The organism is Actinomadura fibrosa, assembly GCF_900659615.1.
Taxonomy (GTDB): Bacteria; Actinomycetota; Actinomycetes; order Streptosporangiales; family Streptosporangiaceae; genus Spirillospora; species Spirillospora fibrosa.
On the sequence record NZ_CAACUY010000074.1, the window covers coordinates 23,892 to 37,505 of the forward strand.

15 protein-coding genes are annotated in these 13,614 nt (G+C 74.2%); 13 read left to right on the plus strand and 2 right to left on the minus strand.

Annotated elements, in window-relative coordinates; translation table 11 throughout:
* The first annotated feature begins 45 nt into the window (after positions 1-45).
* Positions 46-648 (plus strand): TetR/AcrR family transcriptional regulator, encoded by a 603-nt coding sequence (locus tag E1300_RS24040; protein WP_131759321.1) that lies wholly within the window; start codon positions 46-48, stop codon positions 646-648.
* Here E1300_RS24040 and E1300_RS24045 read toward each other — a convergent pair.
* Positions 635-1,300, minus strand: coding sequence for a TetR/AcrR family transcriptional regulator (locus tag E1300_RS24045; RefSeq protein ID WP_131759322.1), 666 nt, complete (start codon positions 1,298-1,300; stop codon positions 635-637). The two genes, E1300_RS24040 and E1300_RS24045, sit on opposite strands and share 14 nt — an antisense overlap.
* A gap of 190 nt (positions 1,301-1,490) precedes the next feature.
* On the opposite strand from E1300_RS24045, the gene E1300_RS24050 reads away from it, so the two are divergent.
* The 5 genes from E1300_RS24050 to E1300_RS24070 are packed head-to-tail and all read left to right on the plus strand — an operon-like array spanning position 1,491 to position 5,800.
* The gene (locus E1300_RS24050; RefSeq protein WP_131759323.1) at positions 1,491-2,255 is read left to right on the plus strand and encodes an SDR family NAD(P)-dependent oxidoreductase; all 765 of its coding nucleotides are present in this window, start codon (positions 1,491-1,493) and stop codon (positions 2,253-2,255) included.
* Positions 2,256-2,272: 17 nt separating this feature from the next.
* On the plus strand, positions 2,273-2,875 hold the full coding sequence (locus tag E1300_RS24055) for a carboxymuconolactone decarboxylase family protein (RefSeq protein WP_131759324.1): 603 nt from the start codon (positions 2,273-2,275) through the stop codon (positions 2,873-2,875).
* A gap of 23 nt (positions 2,876-2,898) precedes the next feature.
* Positions 2,899-4,158, plus strand: a complete 1,260-nt coding sequence (locus E1300_RS24060; protein ID WP_131759325.1) for an aromatic ring-hydroxylating oxygenase subunit alpha — start codon at positions 2,899-2,901, stop codon at positions 4,156-4,158.
* Positions 4,155-4,487: a hypothetical protein gene (locus tag E1300_RS24065; protein WP_131759326.1), complete on the plus strand. Its 333-nt coding sequence runs from the start codon at positions 4,155-4,157 to the stop codon at positions 4,485-4,487. Before E1300_RS24060 ends, E1300_RS24065 begins: the two co-directional genes overlap by 4 nt.
* Positions 4,488-4,516: 29 nt before the next feature.
* Entirely contained in the window at positions 4,517-5,800 is a 1,284-nt protein-coding gene (locus tag E1300_RS24070) for a metal-dependent hydrolase family protein (RefSeq protein ID WP_131759327.1), read from the plus strand.
* Positions 5,801-5,975: 175 nt separating this feature from the next.
* On the opposite strand, the gene E1300_RS24075 is transcribed toward E1300_RS24070, so the two are convergent.
* Positions 5,976-6,407, minus strand: a complete 432-nt coding sequence (locus tag E1300_RS24075) for a MerR family transcriptional regulator (RefSeq protein ID WP_131759328.1) — start codon at positions 6,405-6,407, stop codon at positions 5,976-5,978.
* 78 nt (positions 6,408-6,485) lie between these two features.
* Here E1300_RS24075 and E1300_RS24080 point away from each other — a divergent pair, with 78 nt between their 5' ends.
* The 7 genes from E1300_RS24080 to E1300_RS24110 form a co-directional block, all read left to right on the plus strand.
* Complete coding sequence (locus E1300_RS24080) at positions 6,486-7,982, plus strand: FAD-dependent monooxygenase (protein WP_131759329.1); 1,497 nt, start codon at positions 6,486-6,488, stop codon at positions 7,980-7,982.
* A 411-nt stretch (positions 7,983-8,393) separates the two neighbouring features.
* The gene (locus tag E1300_RS24085) at positions 8,394-9,428 is read left to right on the plus strand and encodes a polyprenyl synthetase family protein (protein WP_131759330.1); all 1,035 of its coding nucleotides are present in this window, start codon (positions 8,394-8,396) and stop codon (positions 9,426-9,428) included.
* Positions 9,429-9,511: 83 nt separating this feature from the next.
* Positions 9,512-9,793: a hypothetical protein gene (locus tag E1300_RS24090; protein ID WP_131759331.1), complete on the plus strand. Its 282-nt coding sequence runs from the start codon at positions 9,512-9,514 to the stop codon at positions 9,791-9,793.
* Positions 9,794-9,906: 113 nt separating this feature from the next.
* Positions 9,907-10,974: a terpene synthase family protein gene (locus E1300_RS24095; RefSeq protein WP_131759332.1), complete on the plus strand. Its 1,068-nt coding sequence runs from the start codon at positions 9,907-9,909 to the stop codon at positions 10,972-10,974.
* Positions 10,975-11,053: 79 nt separating this feature from the next.
* Positions 11,054-11,725, plus strand: coding sequence for a hypothetical protein (locus tag E1300_RS24100; protein ID WP_131759333.1), 672 nt, complete (start codon positions 11,054-11,056; stop codon positions 11,723-11,725).
* Positions 11,726-11,861: 136 nt separating this feature from the next.
* Complete coding sequence (locus E1300_RS24105; protein WP_131759334.1) at positions 11,862-12,131, plus strand: hypothetical protein; 270 nt, start codon at positions 11,862-11,864, stop codon at positions 12,129-12,131.
* 87 nt (positions 12,132-12,218) lie between these two features.
* Positions 12,219-13,614, plus strand: a 1,396-nt coding sequence (locus E1300_RS24110) for an MMPL family transporter (RefSeq protein ID WP_165502965.1), incomplete at its 3' end; no start/stop codon positions are given.

The window sequence follows — 13,614 nt, forward strand, 5'->3', positions numbered from 1 at the left end:
TCCGACGGCGGCCGACCGGACGCCGGTCCTGGCATAATCGCCGTCATGGTGGAGCGTTGGACGAGGGAACGGCGCCGCGACCACACCCGTTCGCTGCTCCTCGACGCCGCGGAGGAGGTGTTCGCCGAGAAAGGCTTCACGCAGGCGACCCTCGACGACATCGCCTATGCCGCGGGCTTCACCAAAGGCGCCATCTACAAGCACTTCGGCACCAAGGAAGAGCTTTTCCTGGCCGTGCACGAAAGGCACTGGCGCCGCTATTTCGACACTTTCGCCGAAGTGGTGGCGTCGGTCGCCGAACTCGGCTCCCGCGAGCTGGACGAGATCGCCCAGCGGTGGCGCCGGCTCACGCGCGACCGCGGCGCCGAGCGCGCCGCGCTGGGCCACGAGTTCACGCTCTACCTGCTCCGCAACCCCGAGGCCCGGGAGCGCGTGGCGGCCAGGAGGCGGGAGGCCGTCGAGTCGCTCGCGGGGTTCATCGAGGAGGGGATCGACCGCATCGGCGCGACGCTGCTGATCCCCGCCTCGACGTTCGCGCACGTGCTCATCGCCACCACCGACTCCGTCGTGCTGGGCAGCCGGCTCGACGACGTCGACCTCTACCGGCCGGTCCTGGAGATGTACGTGTCGGTGGTCAAACTGCCCTGACGCCGGTGCCGTCCCCGGCGGAACCCCCGGCCGGCCCCTCGCCGGACTCGTCGCCGGGATCCTCGTCCGGGCGGCGGTCGCCTTCGAGGGCGCGGATCTCGCGCTCGATGACCGCCACCGTCTCGGCGTGCCCGATGTCGAGGTCGAACGCCTCCTCGATGTGGATGAACCGCGAGATGCCGGCCATCATGAGGATCAGCGACGCGGGCGGCCACCGCCGCGGGTCGACCCCGTAGCCTTCGAGGACGCCGGACAGGGATTCGAGCTGGAGCGTCCGGAACGTCCGCGAGTAGGCGGCGATCTCGGCGCGGATGGCCTTGCGGTGGTTGGCCAGCGCGATGAACTCCATGGTGAGCGCGTTGCTGGAGAAGTCGTGGGTCAGCTCCCAGAGCGCCCACAGGGGCTGCGGCGACCGCAGCGCCCGCTTGAGCCGCTCCAGGCTCCGCTCCGCGCCCCGGCGGAAGAGCTCGACGAACAGGGTGTCCATCGTCCCGAAGTAGTAGAAGACCAGCGCGTTGTTCAGCCCCGCCCGCGCCCCGAGCCGGCGGGTGGTGACGGCGGCGTAGCCCTCCTCGACCATGAGCGCCTCGGCGGCGTCGAGCAGCGCGGTGCGGGTGGCCGAGTCGTCGACGGGGCTCCGCCGTGCCGGCATGCGCGCCTCCCTCTCCCGGCTCCAGGTGCCTTCCCAGTATGGCGTCAGTCTGTCGCGCCCGGCCCTTGCCCCGCACCGGCGCCGCGTGTTAGTCATGTGACTAACGACAGTTCAGTCGCCTGACCAACACGGCGCCGGGCAACGGGCGCCGGGCGGGCGGCGGCGGCCCGAGCGGGAAGAGGATGCAGCGATGCCGCGTAGCGGGGAACATCGGTCCCGGGTGGCCGTGGTCACGGGCGGGGCGTCCGGCATCGGCGAGGCCACCTGCCGGCGCCTGGCCGAGCGGGGGCACAGCGTCGCCGTCCTCGACATCGACGGGGACGGCGCCGACCGGGTCGCCAAGGAACTGCGGGCGGCGGGGGCGCGGGCGCTCGGCCTCGCCGCCGACGTCACCGACCGTCCCGGCCTCGGCGCCGCGTTCGGCGAGGTCCGCGCGGAGCTCGGCCCGGTCGGGATCCTCGTGACCAGCGCCGGCCTCGTCGCCTTCGACCGGTTCGAGCGGATCACGCCCGAGCGGTGGGACCGCCTCATCGCCGTCAACCTCACCGGCACCTTCACCTGCTGCCAGCTCGCCGTGCCCGACATGGTCGCGGCGCGCTGGGGCCGCGTCGTCACCATCGCCTCGTCCAGCGCCCAGCGCGGCTCGCCCGAGATGGCGCACTACGCGGCCGCCAAGGGCGGGGTGATCGTGCTGACCAAGTCCCTGGCCCGCGCCTACGCGTCCCAGGGCGTCACGGCGAACAGCATCCCGCCGTCGGGGATCGAGACCCCGATGCAGCACCGCTCGCAGGCCGAGGGGAACCTGCCGCCCAACGACACCATGGCCGCCGCCATCCCGCTCGGCCGCCTCGGGACGCCGGACGACATCGCCGCGGCGGCCGCCTTCCTCGCCTCCGAGGAGGCCGGCTACATCACCGGGCAGGTCCTCGGCGTCAACGGCGGGGCGGTCCTGTGACGGCCGCCGAGCCCAGGATGGAGCCCCTCGCCGCGGACGAGTGGACCGACGAGCAGCGCGAGCTGCTCCGCGGCGGCCTGGCCCGCGCCGACCGCTACCTCACCGGCGACGCCGGCGCGCCCCCGCCGCCGATCCTCGGCCTCCTCGCCCGGCACCCCCGGGTGGGCGCGCCCTGGCTGGCGTTCAGCGGCACGCTCCTCGACGGCGGCACCCTCGACCCGCGCGACCGCGAGCTGCTCATCCTGCGGGTCGGCTGGCGGACGCGCTGCCACTACCAGTGGGCCCAGCACGTCGGCATGGCCGAGGCCGCAGGCCTGTCCCCCGGGCAGATCGCCGCCGTCCCCCGCGGCGCCGACGCCGGCGTCTGGTCCGAGCGCGACCGCGACCTCCTGCGCGCCGCCGACCAGCTCGTGGACGGGCACACCGTCGACGACGCCGTCTGGCGGCGCCTCGCCGGCCGCTTCGACGAGCGCCGGCTCCTCGAACTGCTCTTCGTCGTGGGCGGGTACGTGTGCCTAGCCATGGTCCTCAACAGCGTGGGGCTGCGGCCCGCGGGCGGGCCCGACCTGGACGCCGACGCCGACGCCGTCCCCGGCCCCGCGGGGACGCCCACCCAGTGACCGCACCACCGAAGGAGAGGACCATGCCGCGCTTCCCCAAGCCGCCGGAGGGCAGCTGGACCGAGCACCATCCCGGCCTCGGCACGGGACCGGTGTCCTACGAGGACTCGATCACCCCGGAGTTCTACGAGCGCGAGAAGGAGGCGATCTTCAAGCGCGCCTGGCTGAACGTCGGCAGGGTCGAGCAGCTCCCGCGCAAGGGCAGCCACTTCACGCGGACGATCGACGCCGCCAACGCGTCGATCATCGTCCTGCGCGACCGGGAGGGGGAGGTCCGCGCGTTCCACAACATCTGCCGCCACCGCGGCAACAAGCTCGTCTGGACCGACGACCCCAAACAGGACACCGCGGGCTTCTGCCGCCAGTTCACCTGCAAGTACCACGGCTGGCGCTACGACCTCGACGGCTCGCTCACCTTCATCCAGCAGGAGGGCGAGTTCTTCGACGTCGACAAGGACCGGTACGGCCTGGCGCCGGTGCACTGCGACGTCTGGGCCGGGTTCGTCTTCGTCAACTTCGCCCGCGAGCCCGAGCAGTCGCTGCGCGAGTTCCTCGGCCCGATGGTGACCGACCTGGAGGGCTACCCGTTCGGCAAGCAGACCGCGCACTTCGGGTACACAACCACGATCCACGCCAACTGGAAGCTGTACATGGACGCGTTCGCGGAGTTCTACCACGCGCCCGTCCTGCACGCGAAGCAGTCGCCGGAGAAGTACTCCTCGGCCGCCCAGCAGGCCGGGTTCGAGGCGCCGCACTACGGGATCGACGGGCCGCACCGGATGGTGAGCACGTCCGGCGTCCGCTTCTGGGAGATGGACACCGAACTGGTCAAGCCCATGGAGGTCCTGACCCGCAGCGGGCTGTTCGGCCCGTGGGACGCGATCGACCTCGGCGAGATGCCGTCCGGCGTCAACCCGGCGAAGTGCGACCCGTGGGGGCTGGACTCCTTCCAGCTCTTCCCGAACTTCGTGATCCTCATCTGGAGCCAGGGCTGGTACCTCACCTACCACTACTGGCCCACGTCCTACAACACCCACGTCTTCGAGGGGAACGTCTACTTCCTGCCGGCCACCACCATCCGCGAGCGCATCGCGCAGGAGATGGCGGCCGTGACGTTCAAGGAGTTCGCGCTCCAGGACTCCAACACCCTCGAAGCCACCCAGATGATGCTGGAGACCCGGTACATCGACCGCTTCCTCCTCAACGACCAGGAGATACTCTGCCGCCACCTCCACAAGGTCGTGGGTGACTGGGTCGACGACCACGAGGGGGCCCGCAAGTGAGCGCGCTGCTGCCCGAGAACTTCGCCGACCTCGAACCCTTCGCCGAGCGGTGGTGCCTCGCCACCGAGCACGAGCGGTACGGCGCCCGGCTGGCCAGCACCACCGAGGAGATGCAGGCGTTCTACGACGCGGTCGTGCCCCGCGCCGAGGAGGCCATGTCCTATCTGGAGAAACTCCCGTTCGACGCGCTGCCCGAGGACGCGCTGAACCTCCTGCACCTGCTGTACTCGATGATCCAGGTGTCCTTCCCCGTCGAGGTGTGGCGCCAGCCGCGCGTCCCCGACAGCGGCTCGTCGAGCTTCGACTGCGTCATCGAGCCCGTGCCGTGACGGCCCCTCCGGCACCGATCGTGTCACCCGTGGGGGGACGACCCCCCACACCCCCCGGGACGCCTCCGGCGCCGATCGTGCTGAAGGCCGAGCGGTGGGCGGACATCGACGCCGGACGGGTCAGGTCGCCCGCGCTGATCCTCGTGGAGGGCGACCGCATCGCCGCGATGAACCCCACCGAGATCCCCGCGGGCGCGACCGAGATCGACCTGGGCGACATGACGCTGCTGCCCGGGCTGATGGACATGGAGCTCAACCTCCTGATCGGCGGGCCGGAGACCCCCACCGGCCTGCCGCTGCCCATGCACGGCGTCCAGGACGACCCGGCCTACCGCTCGATCCGCGCGACCGTCAACGCCCGCGCGACGCTGCTGGCCGGGTTCACCACGGTCCGCAACCTCGGCCTGATGGTGAAGACCGGCGGCTACCTCCTGGACGTCGCCGTGCAGCGCGCCATCGACCAGGGCTGGGTGGACGGCCCGCGCGTCATCCCGGCGGGCCACGCGATCACCCCGTACGGCGGGCACCTCGACCCGACCGTGTTCCAGCGGCTGGCGCCGGGGATCATGCCGCTGAGCGTCGCGGAGGGCATCGCCAACGGGGTGGGCGAGGTCCGCGCCTGCGTCCGCTACCAGATCCGCCACGGCGCCAAAGTGATCAAGGTGTCGGCCTCGGGCGGGGTGATGTCGCACAGCACCGGCCCCGGCTCGCAGCAGTACTCCGACGAGGAGCTGGCGGCCATCGCCGACGAGGCGCACCGCGCCGGGATCCGCGTCGCGGCGCACGCCGTCGGCGACCGGGCGGTGCGGGCGTGCGTCCGGGCCGGCATCGACTGCGTCGAGCACGGCTTCCTGGCCGGCGATGAGACCCTCGCGATGATGGCCGAGCACGGCACCTTCCTCGTGTCGACGACGTACCTGACGGACGCGATGGACATCGAGCGGGCCGCCCCCGAACTGCGCAGGAAGGCGGCCGAGGTCTTCCCCCGCGCGAGGGCGATGCTGCCCAAGGCCATCGCCGCCGGCGTGAAGATCGCCTGCGGCACCGACGCGCCCGCCGTCCCGCACGGCGACAACGCCAAGGAGCTCGCCGCCCTGGTGGCGCGCGGCATGACGCCGATGCGGGCGCTGCGGGCGGCGACGGCCACCGCCGCCGAGCTGGTCGAGCTGGACCACGAGCTCGGCCGGCTGCGCGAGGGCTTCCTCGCCGACATCATCGCCGTCCCCGGCGACCCGTCCCGGGACATCACCGTCACCGAGGACGTGCGGTTCGTCATGAAGGACGGCCGCGTCCACAAGGACCCCCGCACCTGACCCCCGCGCCCGGCCCCCTCGAAAAGGAGCCGGCCATGCCACGCGGCGTCCTGATCCGCTCGACCCGCCGCCGGCGGTCCGGTTCCTCCGCCAGATCGACGAGCCGAGCGGGTGACCGGACCGGCGGCGCGGGACGCCGCCGAGCGCATCGACCACCCGCCGCTCCCCGGCCGTCCTAGCGGCGGAGGGCGGCGAGCGCCTGCTCGACGGCCTCGTCGAGCTCGGCCCGCAGGTAGGTGCACTCGCGGACCGGGTCCGCCGTCGGGCAGGTCAGCAGGTGCTCCAGGAGCTCCTGCGCGTGCCGCAGGTCCGCGACGCGGTTCTTGATCGTCTCGATGGAGGCGGCCAGCACCGCCCGGGCCGGGGGCGCGTCCGCGGCGGGGCCGTCGGCGACCAGCGCGGCGGTGTCGGCGAGGCCGACCATGCCGCGGTGGTGCAGGCGCTGGACGAGCGCCAGCCGGCGCAGCTCGGCGCGGCCGTACTGGCGCACGTTCCCCCGGCGCCCGGCCGCCGGGAGCACGCCCAGGTCGTCGTAGTACCGCAGCGTCGACACCGGCAGGCCGAAGCCGCGGGCGACCTCACTGATCGAGTAGCGCTCGTCCGTCATGGACCCATCTTGCGCTCAAGTCGGCTTGAGCGTGCAGGGTGGACGCCGATCACCCGGAGGACCGCAGGGAGGTAGGCGATGGACGCGCTGGACGTGCCGGTGCTGGTGGTGGGCGGCGGACCGGTCGGCATGGCGACGGGGATGTTCCTGGCCCACTGGGGCGCGGCACCGATGGTCATCGAGAAGCGGGACGCGATCTCGCCGGTGCCGCGGGCGGGCACGAGCCTGCGGACACTGGAGATCCTCCGCGCGGTCGGGCTGGGAGCGGCGGTGCAAGAGGCCGGCCGGCTGGGCGGCCCGCCGATGCGGGCGGTGTTCAAGGACAGCGGCCTCGGCGCCACCCTCCACCGGACCGGGCTGCCGGAACGCCACACCAGGCTGCTGGAGACGTGCAGCCCCGTGGACGCCCGTCTCATCCTGACGCAGGACCAGGTGCAGCGCCTGGCACTGGACGAGTTGCGCCGCCTGGGAGGCCAGGTCCGGTTCGGCACGCGGCTGGTCGGCCTGGCCTGCGAGGACGACCACGTGCGTGCGCGGGTCGTCGACGCCGCCACCGGCCGGGAGCAGCAGATCCGGGCGGCCTACCTCGTCGGCGCGGACGGCGCGAACAGCGACGTGCGCGGCCTGCTGGGGATCACCGTCCCCGACCGCGAGGTCATCGCCCGCCTGAACACCGTCTTCTTCCGCGCCCGCCTCGGACCCCTCACGCAGGAGTGGGGCACGCACATGTGCTTCGTGCGCAACGAGGCGGTGTACGCGACGCTGATCTCCAAGGACGGCCGCGACCGGTGGTCGTCGCACATCATGGACTACCCCGGCAAGCCCGAGGGCCTCACCGAGCTGACCGAGGCGCGGACCCTGGAGCTGCTGCGGGCCGCGATCGGCGACGACACGGTCCCGATCGACATCGAGGCCGCCAACGCCTGGGAGGCCGCCACCGGCATGGCGTCCGCCTTCCGGAAGGGGCGCGCGCTGCTCGCGGGCGACGCCGCGCACGTGCAGAGCTCGGCGGGCGGGCTCGGCATGAACACCGGGATCCAGGACGGCCACAACCTCGCCTGGAAGATCGCCGCCGTGCTGGACGGGTCGTTCGCCCCCGCGCTGCTGGACACCTACGAGCCCGAGCGCCGGGCCGCGGCGCGGGCGTCCCTGGCCCTCTCGCGCGGTATGCACCGCGGCTACCAGGCACTGGACGGCGCCCCGGACGACCTCTACGAGAAGATCGCCGCGGACTACCTGCGCGGCATGATGTTCTACGGCTACCCGCCGCACGACGGCGACCACGACGTGCTGGACGACGCGATCCGGACGGGCCACAGGTTCCCGCACCGCTGGCTCGGCTCCCCCGGCACCGGCCGCGTCTCCACCCTGGACCGCGCCGCCTCGCGCTGGACGCTGTTCACCCCGCCCGGCGGGCACGGCGAGCCCCCGGCGGGCCTCGGCCTCCAGGTCCACGATCTTCCCGGCCTGGACGGTGCCGTGCTGGTGCGTCCCGACGGCTTCGTGGCCTGGCACGGCACCGCACGAGACGGGTACCTGCCCGCGCTCCGCGACCTGGGCCTGCGCACCGGCTGACCGGTTCCCGACCGGCGCGGGCTCGACCGGCGCGGTGGCGGCGCGGGGCGGGGCGCGGTGCGGCGGCCGTTGACCGATCCTCGCGCCGACGGCGGAGTGCGGGGATATCGGGCGCTCCATTATCGGACGCCGGCATCGGAGCCCTGGTCAGCCGCGGGTCACCGTCCAGTTCGGTGTTTCTTGCTCCGGCGTCGATGGCGCGGGGGTGACAGTGACCTGCCGCCGTCCGGGCGTCCGGAGCGGCGCGAGGCCCGGCGGCACCACCGTTCCGGTGGTGCCGCGGGTACACGGCAGGTGTGCGGACCGTCCCGAGTGGGTGGCGCCGGACGATTCGCAGGGACATCCTCCCTCGTGCGGACGACGGCGTCCGCGGCCGGTGTCCGGCCCGTCGATCGCGAAACCCGGGTGGAGATGACGAACGTGCAGGTGACGGCCGAAGCCGTCGAGGGGTCCGCGGGCCGCCGCGGCGAGCTCGTCCGGCAGGCGATGGCCTCGGCCATGGCGGCGCTGGAGCCGCCGCTCGCGGAGATGGCGCGGTTCGCGACGGGCCAGCGCGACGCCGGCGGCGAGCCCGCGGCGGGGCGCGGCAAGGGCCTGCGCCCGACGCTGGCGCTGCTGGGCGCCGAGGCCGCCGGCGGGATGGCCGAGGCCGCGCTGCCGGGGGCCGTCGCGGTCGAGCTGGTGCACACGTTCACGCTGGTGCACGACGACATCATGGACGGCGACGAGCGGCGCCGGCACCGCCCGTCGCTGTGGAAGGCCTACGGCACCGGCCCGGCGGTGCTCGTGGGGGACGCGCTGCTGGCCCTGGCGCTGGAGTCGCTCGGACGGGTCCCGGCCGCGGTGCGCGGCGAGGCGGTCGCGCTGCTGGCGGGCGCGCTGCTGGAGGTGGTGGTCGGCCAGGCCGCGGACATGGCGTTCGAGGACCGGCCCTGGACCGGCGCCGGCGCGGTGACCCTCGACGAGTACCACGCGATGGCGGCCGGCAAGACCGGTGCGCTGCTCGGCTGTTCGGCCGCGCTCGGTGCGGTCCTCGCGGGCGCGCCGCGGGACGTGGCGGACGGGCTGGCCCGGGCGGGGCGCGAGCTGGGCCTCGCGTTCCAGGCCGTGGACGACGTCCTCGGCATCTGGGGCGATCCGGACGCCACCGGCAAGCCGGTGTTCAGCGACCTCCGCCGCCGCAAGAAGACCGCGCCGGTGCTCGTCGCGCTGTCCGGCCCGGACCGCGACGCCCTCGTCGCGGTGATGACCGGCGCGGTGGACGAGCGCGGCCTGCGGGCGGCGGCCGGCCTGATCGAGCGGGCGGGCGGGCGCACCGCCGCCGAGGAGATGGCGCGGCGGTGCCTCGGCACCGCGACGGCCCTGCTGCGCGAGCTGCCGCTCGCGCGGCCCGCGGTCGAGGACCTCCTCGCTCTCGCGGAGGGCCTGGTGGCGCGCCGACGGTGATTTCGGCCGCCCTCGTTTGACTACGCAGAGTAACGGGAAATGACCAAGAGCAACCCCAGGCGAGCGAAAGGACTCCCAGTCCCATGCAAAGGATCAAGCGGTTCCTCACCGTACTGGCCATGATGGCGTGCGCGCTGGCCGTCACCGCGGCGGCGGCCAGCGCGGGCCCCGGTCCGGGCCCGGGTCCCGGCGCTGGGCACGGCCCCTCCTCCGGAGGCGGCACCGGTCCCCGGGACACCGGCGGGCACGGGGGCGTGCACGGCGGCGCCCGCGGAGGCGACGACGAGTCCGGCGGCGGCCTGATGCAGATCATCGACGGCTTCTTCGGCGGGCCGCGCACGCACGGCGGCCTCTGGTTCTTCTGACGGCCCGCGGGGCGGGGCCGCGCCGGGGGCGGCCCCGCCCCCACCGGGCCCGCCATCACCGGGCCCGCCATCACCTGCCTCGTCCACTACCAAGCGAGCGAGAGGACAGCGGTATGACCAGCTCAGCGCCGACTCCGGAACTGCCGCCGGTGTACTGCCCGGTCGAGCCGGCCGTCCATCCGGCGGTCGAGGCGATCGAGCGGCGCGCGGTGGCCTGGGTCGACCGCGTCGGCCTGTACCGCGACGACCGCGAGCGCCGGCGGGTGCTCGGCACCAACAGCGCCGAGTTCTACGCGCGCTTCGCGCCGTTCGGTCCCGAGCACAACGTGCAGATGGCGGCGCACTGGGTGTACTGGGGGTTCGCCTTCGACGACGCGCGCTGCGACGCCGGGCCGCTCAGCGCGCGGCCGGACCTGTTCCTCGCCATGGCCGGGCCCCTGCAACGGGCCCTGGAGGTCCCCGACGAGCGGATGTCGGAGGACCCGCTGGTGGCCGCGCTCCAGGACGTCGGGCGCTCGTTCCGGGAGTGCGCCGGCCCGGTGCAGGTGCGGCGGTTCACCGAGGCGCACCGGGCCTGGCTGTTCGCCGTGGCGTGGCAGATCGTCAACCGGGTGCGCGGGCACATGCCCGGCCTCGCCGACTACACCGCCATGCGCCTGCACTGCTCGGGCGGTCCGCCCACGCTGGCGATGCTGGAGATCGCCACGGCCGCCGAGGTCCCGGCGCGCGAGATGGACTCTCCCGCCGTGCGGGCCCTGACGGAGATGGCGATCCTCGTCGCCGCCTGGGACAACGACCTGCACTCGTACCGCAAGGAGACCGTGGAGGGGCACACCGACCAGAACCTCGTGAACGTCCTGATGCGCGACGGGGGCGGCACGGCGGAGGAGGCGATGCTGCGGGCGGTCGGCCTGCGCGACCGCGTGATGGCCCGGTTCCTGCGGCTGCGGGACGAGGTGCGGCGCACCGCGAGCCAGGACCTGCGCCGGTACCTGGACTGCCTCGGCCACGCCATCCGCGGCAACATCGACTGGGCGCTGCGGACGCCCCGCTACAACGACGCCGAGGTCGCGGGCGTCCCGATGGCGGCCCCGCGCTGGGTCGACCGGCCCTCCGACCCCGCCACCGAGCCGCTGCCGATCCCCGGCATCGCCTGGTGGTGGGACCCGCTCGCGCCATGACGGGCACCGCCATGACGGGCACCGCCATGACGGGCACCGCCCGTCCGCCGTCACCACCACGCCCACGAGGACGACCGCCATGCTGCTGACGGCGACGCCACCGGCGGCGCCCGCCCCGTCCTGGTCGGCGTCGATGGCCGAGGCCGCGCCCTGGTGCGCCGCGATCGTCATGGCGGGCGGCTTCCTGCTCGCGCTGCGGTTCCTCTCCCGCGACCTGCGGCAGATCGAGGCGCGCCTGCACGGCGACCGCGCGGAGGCGGAGCGCCGCCTCCAGCGCGAGTACGTCCGGCTGCGCGACGAGCACAGCCGGGACCTGCTCATCGACCAGCTGCGGCGGGTCGGCGACCTGTACGCCGAATACCTGGCCGCCGACGAGATCGGCGCGGCCAGCCGCCGCGACGTGGCCCTGTACCGGCTCCGCGTGCACCTGCCCGCCGTCCCCGGCCGCTACTGCTCGCTGCTGAAGCTGCGGTTCGACATCGCGCAGGGCAGCGAGTCCGAACGGGAGGCCGCCCGGTGGTTCGCCCGGCACGACCGGCTGCCGGCCCCCGACCGGGTGAGCGCGGACTGGATCTGCCAGGAGTTCAGCGAGAACCTGCGCGAGCTCATGCGCGCGGGCGGCGCGCCGGCGCTCGAACCGCGGCGGGCGACGGGGCCCTCGCTGTTCGGGGAAATGCTGCGCGCCATCGCGCGCCGCCGCGGTTCACGGACCCCGGACGATGGCGCCGACGGCCTCAGAACATCCGTCTGACCTGGTACTTCATCGCCACTCATCACTTACCGCAACCTCCTGACACGGAGAGTTATGGCAGGGTGAGGTGCACGTCAAGGGTGCCGGACGCATCCCTTGGCATTCCGAACGAACGACAAAGGGAGTTCCCATGCGCATGGCGAGCAGAATCGTCCTGGCGACCGCGGCCGCGACGGCGGTCCTCGGCGCCGTCCCCGTGACGGCGGCCGAGGCGTCGCCGTCCCGGACCGTCCACGATCCCGGGCCCCTCGGCGGCGGCGACGGGTGGCGCTACTGGCGCCTCGTCGGCGAGTACCGCAGCTCCTTCATCTGCAACGCCCAGGGAGCCGAGCTGGTCTTCAGCGGCGGCGCCCGCGACTTCCGCTGCGAGCGCTACGACGACTCGAACTGGCTCTACATCCGATGACCGTCCGCTGACCGACCACACGTGCGGTGCCGCCCGCGCCCCGGGCGCCGGGGCGGCACCGCCTACCCGTTCCCCGGGAGAGCCCCTGTGCGCCTGCCCGCGCTGCGGCCCGTGCCGCCCTCCGCGCTGCCGCCCGTGCTGGGCGGGCGGAGGCGCCCGGTGCTCGGCCGCTTCGGCCGCCGGTGCGCCAAGCACCGCCGGGCCGTCCTCGGGCTGGCCGGCGCGGCGACCCTGCTGCTCGGGATCGCCGCCTCCGGCCTGTCCGGCCGCCTGTCCAACGGCGGCTACACCGCGGCCGGCACGCAGTCGGCGCGGGCCGACCGGCTCCTCGCCCGGAGGTTCCACACCCGGCCGCCGGACCTCGTCCTGCTGGTCTCCCCGAACGCCCCGGTGGACGACGCGCGGGTCGCCGAGCGGGGCCGCCGGCTCGCGGGGCGGATCGCCGGACGGCCCGGCGTGACCGGCGTCCGCTCGTACTGGAGCCCGCACTCGTCCGACCTGCGGTCCACCGACCGCCGGTCCGCGCTCATGGCGGTCACCCTGTCCGGCGGCGACGCACGCGCCACCCGCACCGCCGAGCGCCTCGTGCCCCGCGCCGCCGCTCTCGCGCGCCCGTGGCGGCTGTCCGCCACCGGTCCGGCCTGGGGGAACGTGCAGTTCATCCGACAGGGGCAGCACGACCAGCGCCGGGCGGAGCTCATCGTGGTGCCGCTCGTCGTCCTCGTCCTGCTGGCCGCCTTCGGGTCGGCGTACGCGGCCATGGTGCCCGCGATCGTCGGTGCCGTCGCGGTCATCGGCACCCTCGCGCTGATGCGCCTGCTCACGCACGCCATGGCGGTGTCGGTGCTCGCGCCGAACCTCGCCACCGCCATCGGGTTCGGCCTCGCCATCGACTACGGCCTGTTCCTCGTCACCCGCTTCCGCGAGGAACTCGCCCGCGGCGCCACCGTCACGGCCGCCGTCGACCTGGCGATGCGCACCGCCGGCCGTACCGTGCTGTTCTCCGCCGTCACCGTGCTCGCCGCCCTGTGCGGGCTGCTGCTCGTCCCGCTCCAGTCGCTGCGGTCGCTCGCCTGCGCCGCGATGACCGTCGTGATCATGGCGGCCGCCGCGGCGCTGCTCGTGGTGCCCGCGCTGCTGGCCACGATCGGCACCCGGATCGACCGGTACGACGCGTTCGCCCGGCTCCGCCGCGCCGTCCCCGCGGACTCCGCGCGAACGGCGCGTCCGGGCGGGCTGCGTCCCGTGCTGACCGGGATGACGGTCGTGTGCACCCTCGGGCTGGTCACCATGTCCCTGGCCCGGATGGGCCCGGCGTCCCCGAACCGCCTGCGCCCGCCCGCCCTGAGCCGCCTGGTCCTGGGCCGCGCCGGCCTGAACCGCGGCGTGGCGAGCCGCGCCGTTCTCTGGTTCCCGTCCGTGCTCCGCGCCGCGCGGCCGCCCCGCGGCGCGCCCCGGCCGTCCCGCCTCCGGAGGACGGCCC

Coding starts and splice junctions, on each gene's coding strand:
- E1300_RS24040 (WP_131759321.1), top strand. CDS start 46: ATGGTGGAGCGTTGGACGAGGGAACGGCGCCGCGACCACACCCGTTCG.
- E1300_RS24045 (WP_131759322.1), bottom strand. CDS start 1,300: ATGCCGGCACGGCGGAGCCCCGTCGACGACTCGGCCACCCGCACCGCG.
- E1300_RS24050 (WP_131759323.1), top strand. CDS start 1,491: ATGCCGCGTAGCGGGGAACATCGGTCCCGGGTGGCCGTGGTCACGGGC.
- E1300_RS24055 (WP_131759324.1), top strand. CDS start 2,273: ATGGAGCCCCTCGCCGCGGACGAGTGGACCGACGAGCAGCGCGAGCTG.
- E1300_RS24060 (WP_131759325.1), top strand. CDS start 2,899: ATGCCGCGCTTCCCCAAGCCGCCGGAGGGCAGCTGGACCGAGCACCAT.
- E1300_RS24075 (WP_131759328.1), bottom strand. CDS start 6,407: ATGACGGACGAGCGCTACTCGATCAGTGAGGTCGCCCGCGGCTTCGGC.
- E1300_RS24080 (WP_131759329.1), top strand. CDS start 6,486: ATGGACGCGCTGGACGTGCCGGTGCTGGTGGTGGGCGGCGGACCGGTC.
- E1300_RS24085 (WP_131759330.1), top strand. CDS start 8,394: ATGACGAACGTGCAGGTGACGGCCGAAGCCGTCGAGGGGTCCGCGGGC.
- E1300_RS24090 (WP_131759331.1), top strand. CDS start 9,512: ATGCAAAGGATCAAGCGGTTCCTCACCGTACTGGCCATGATGGCGTGC.
- E1300_RS24095 (WP_131759332.1), top strand. CDS start 9,907: ATGACCAGCTCAGCGCCGACTCCGGAACTGCCGCCGGTGTACTGCCCG.
- E1300_RS24100 (WP_131759333.1), top strand. CDS start 11,054: ATGCTGCTGACGGCGACGCCACCGGCGGCGCCCGCCCCGTCCTGGTCG.
- E1300_RS24105 (WP_131759334.1), top strand. CDS start 11,862: ATGGCGAGCAGAATCGTCCTGGCGACCGCGGCCGCGACGGCGGTCCTC.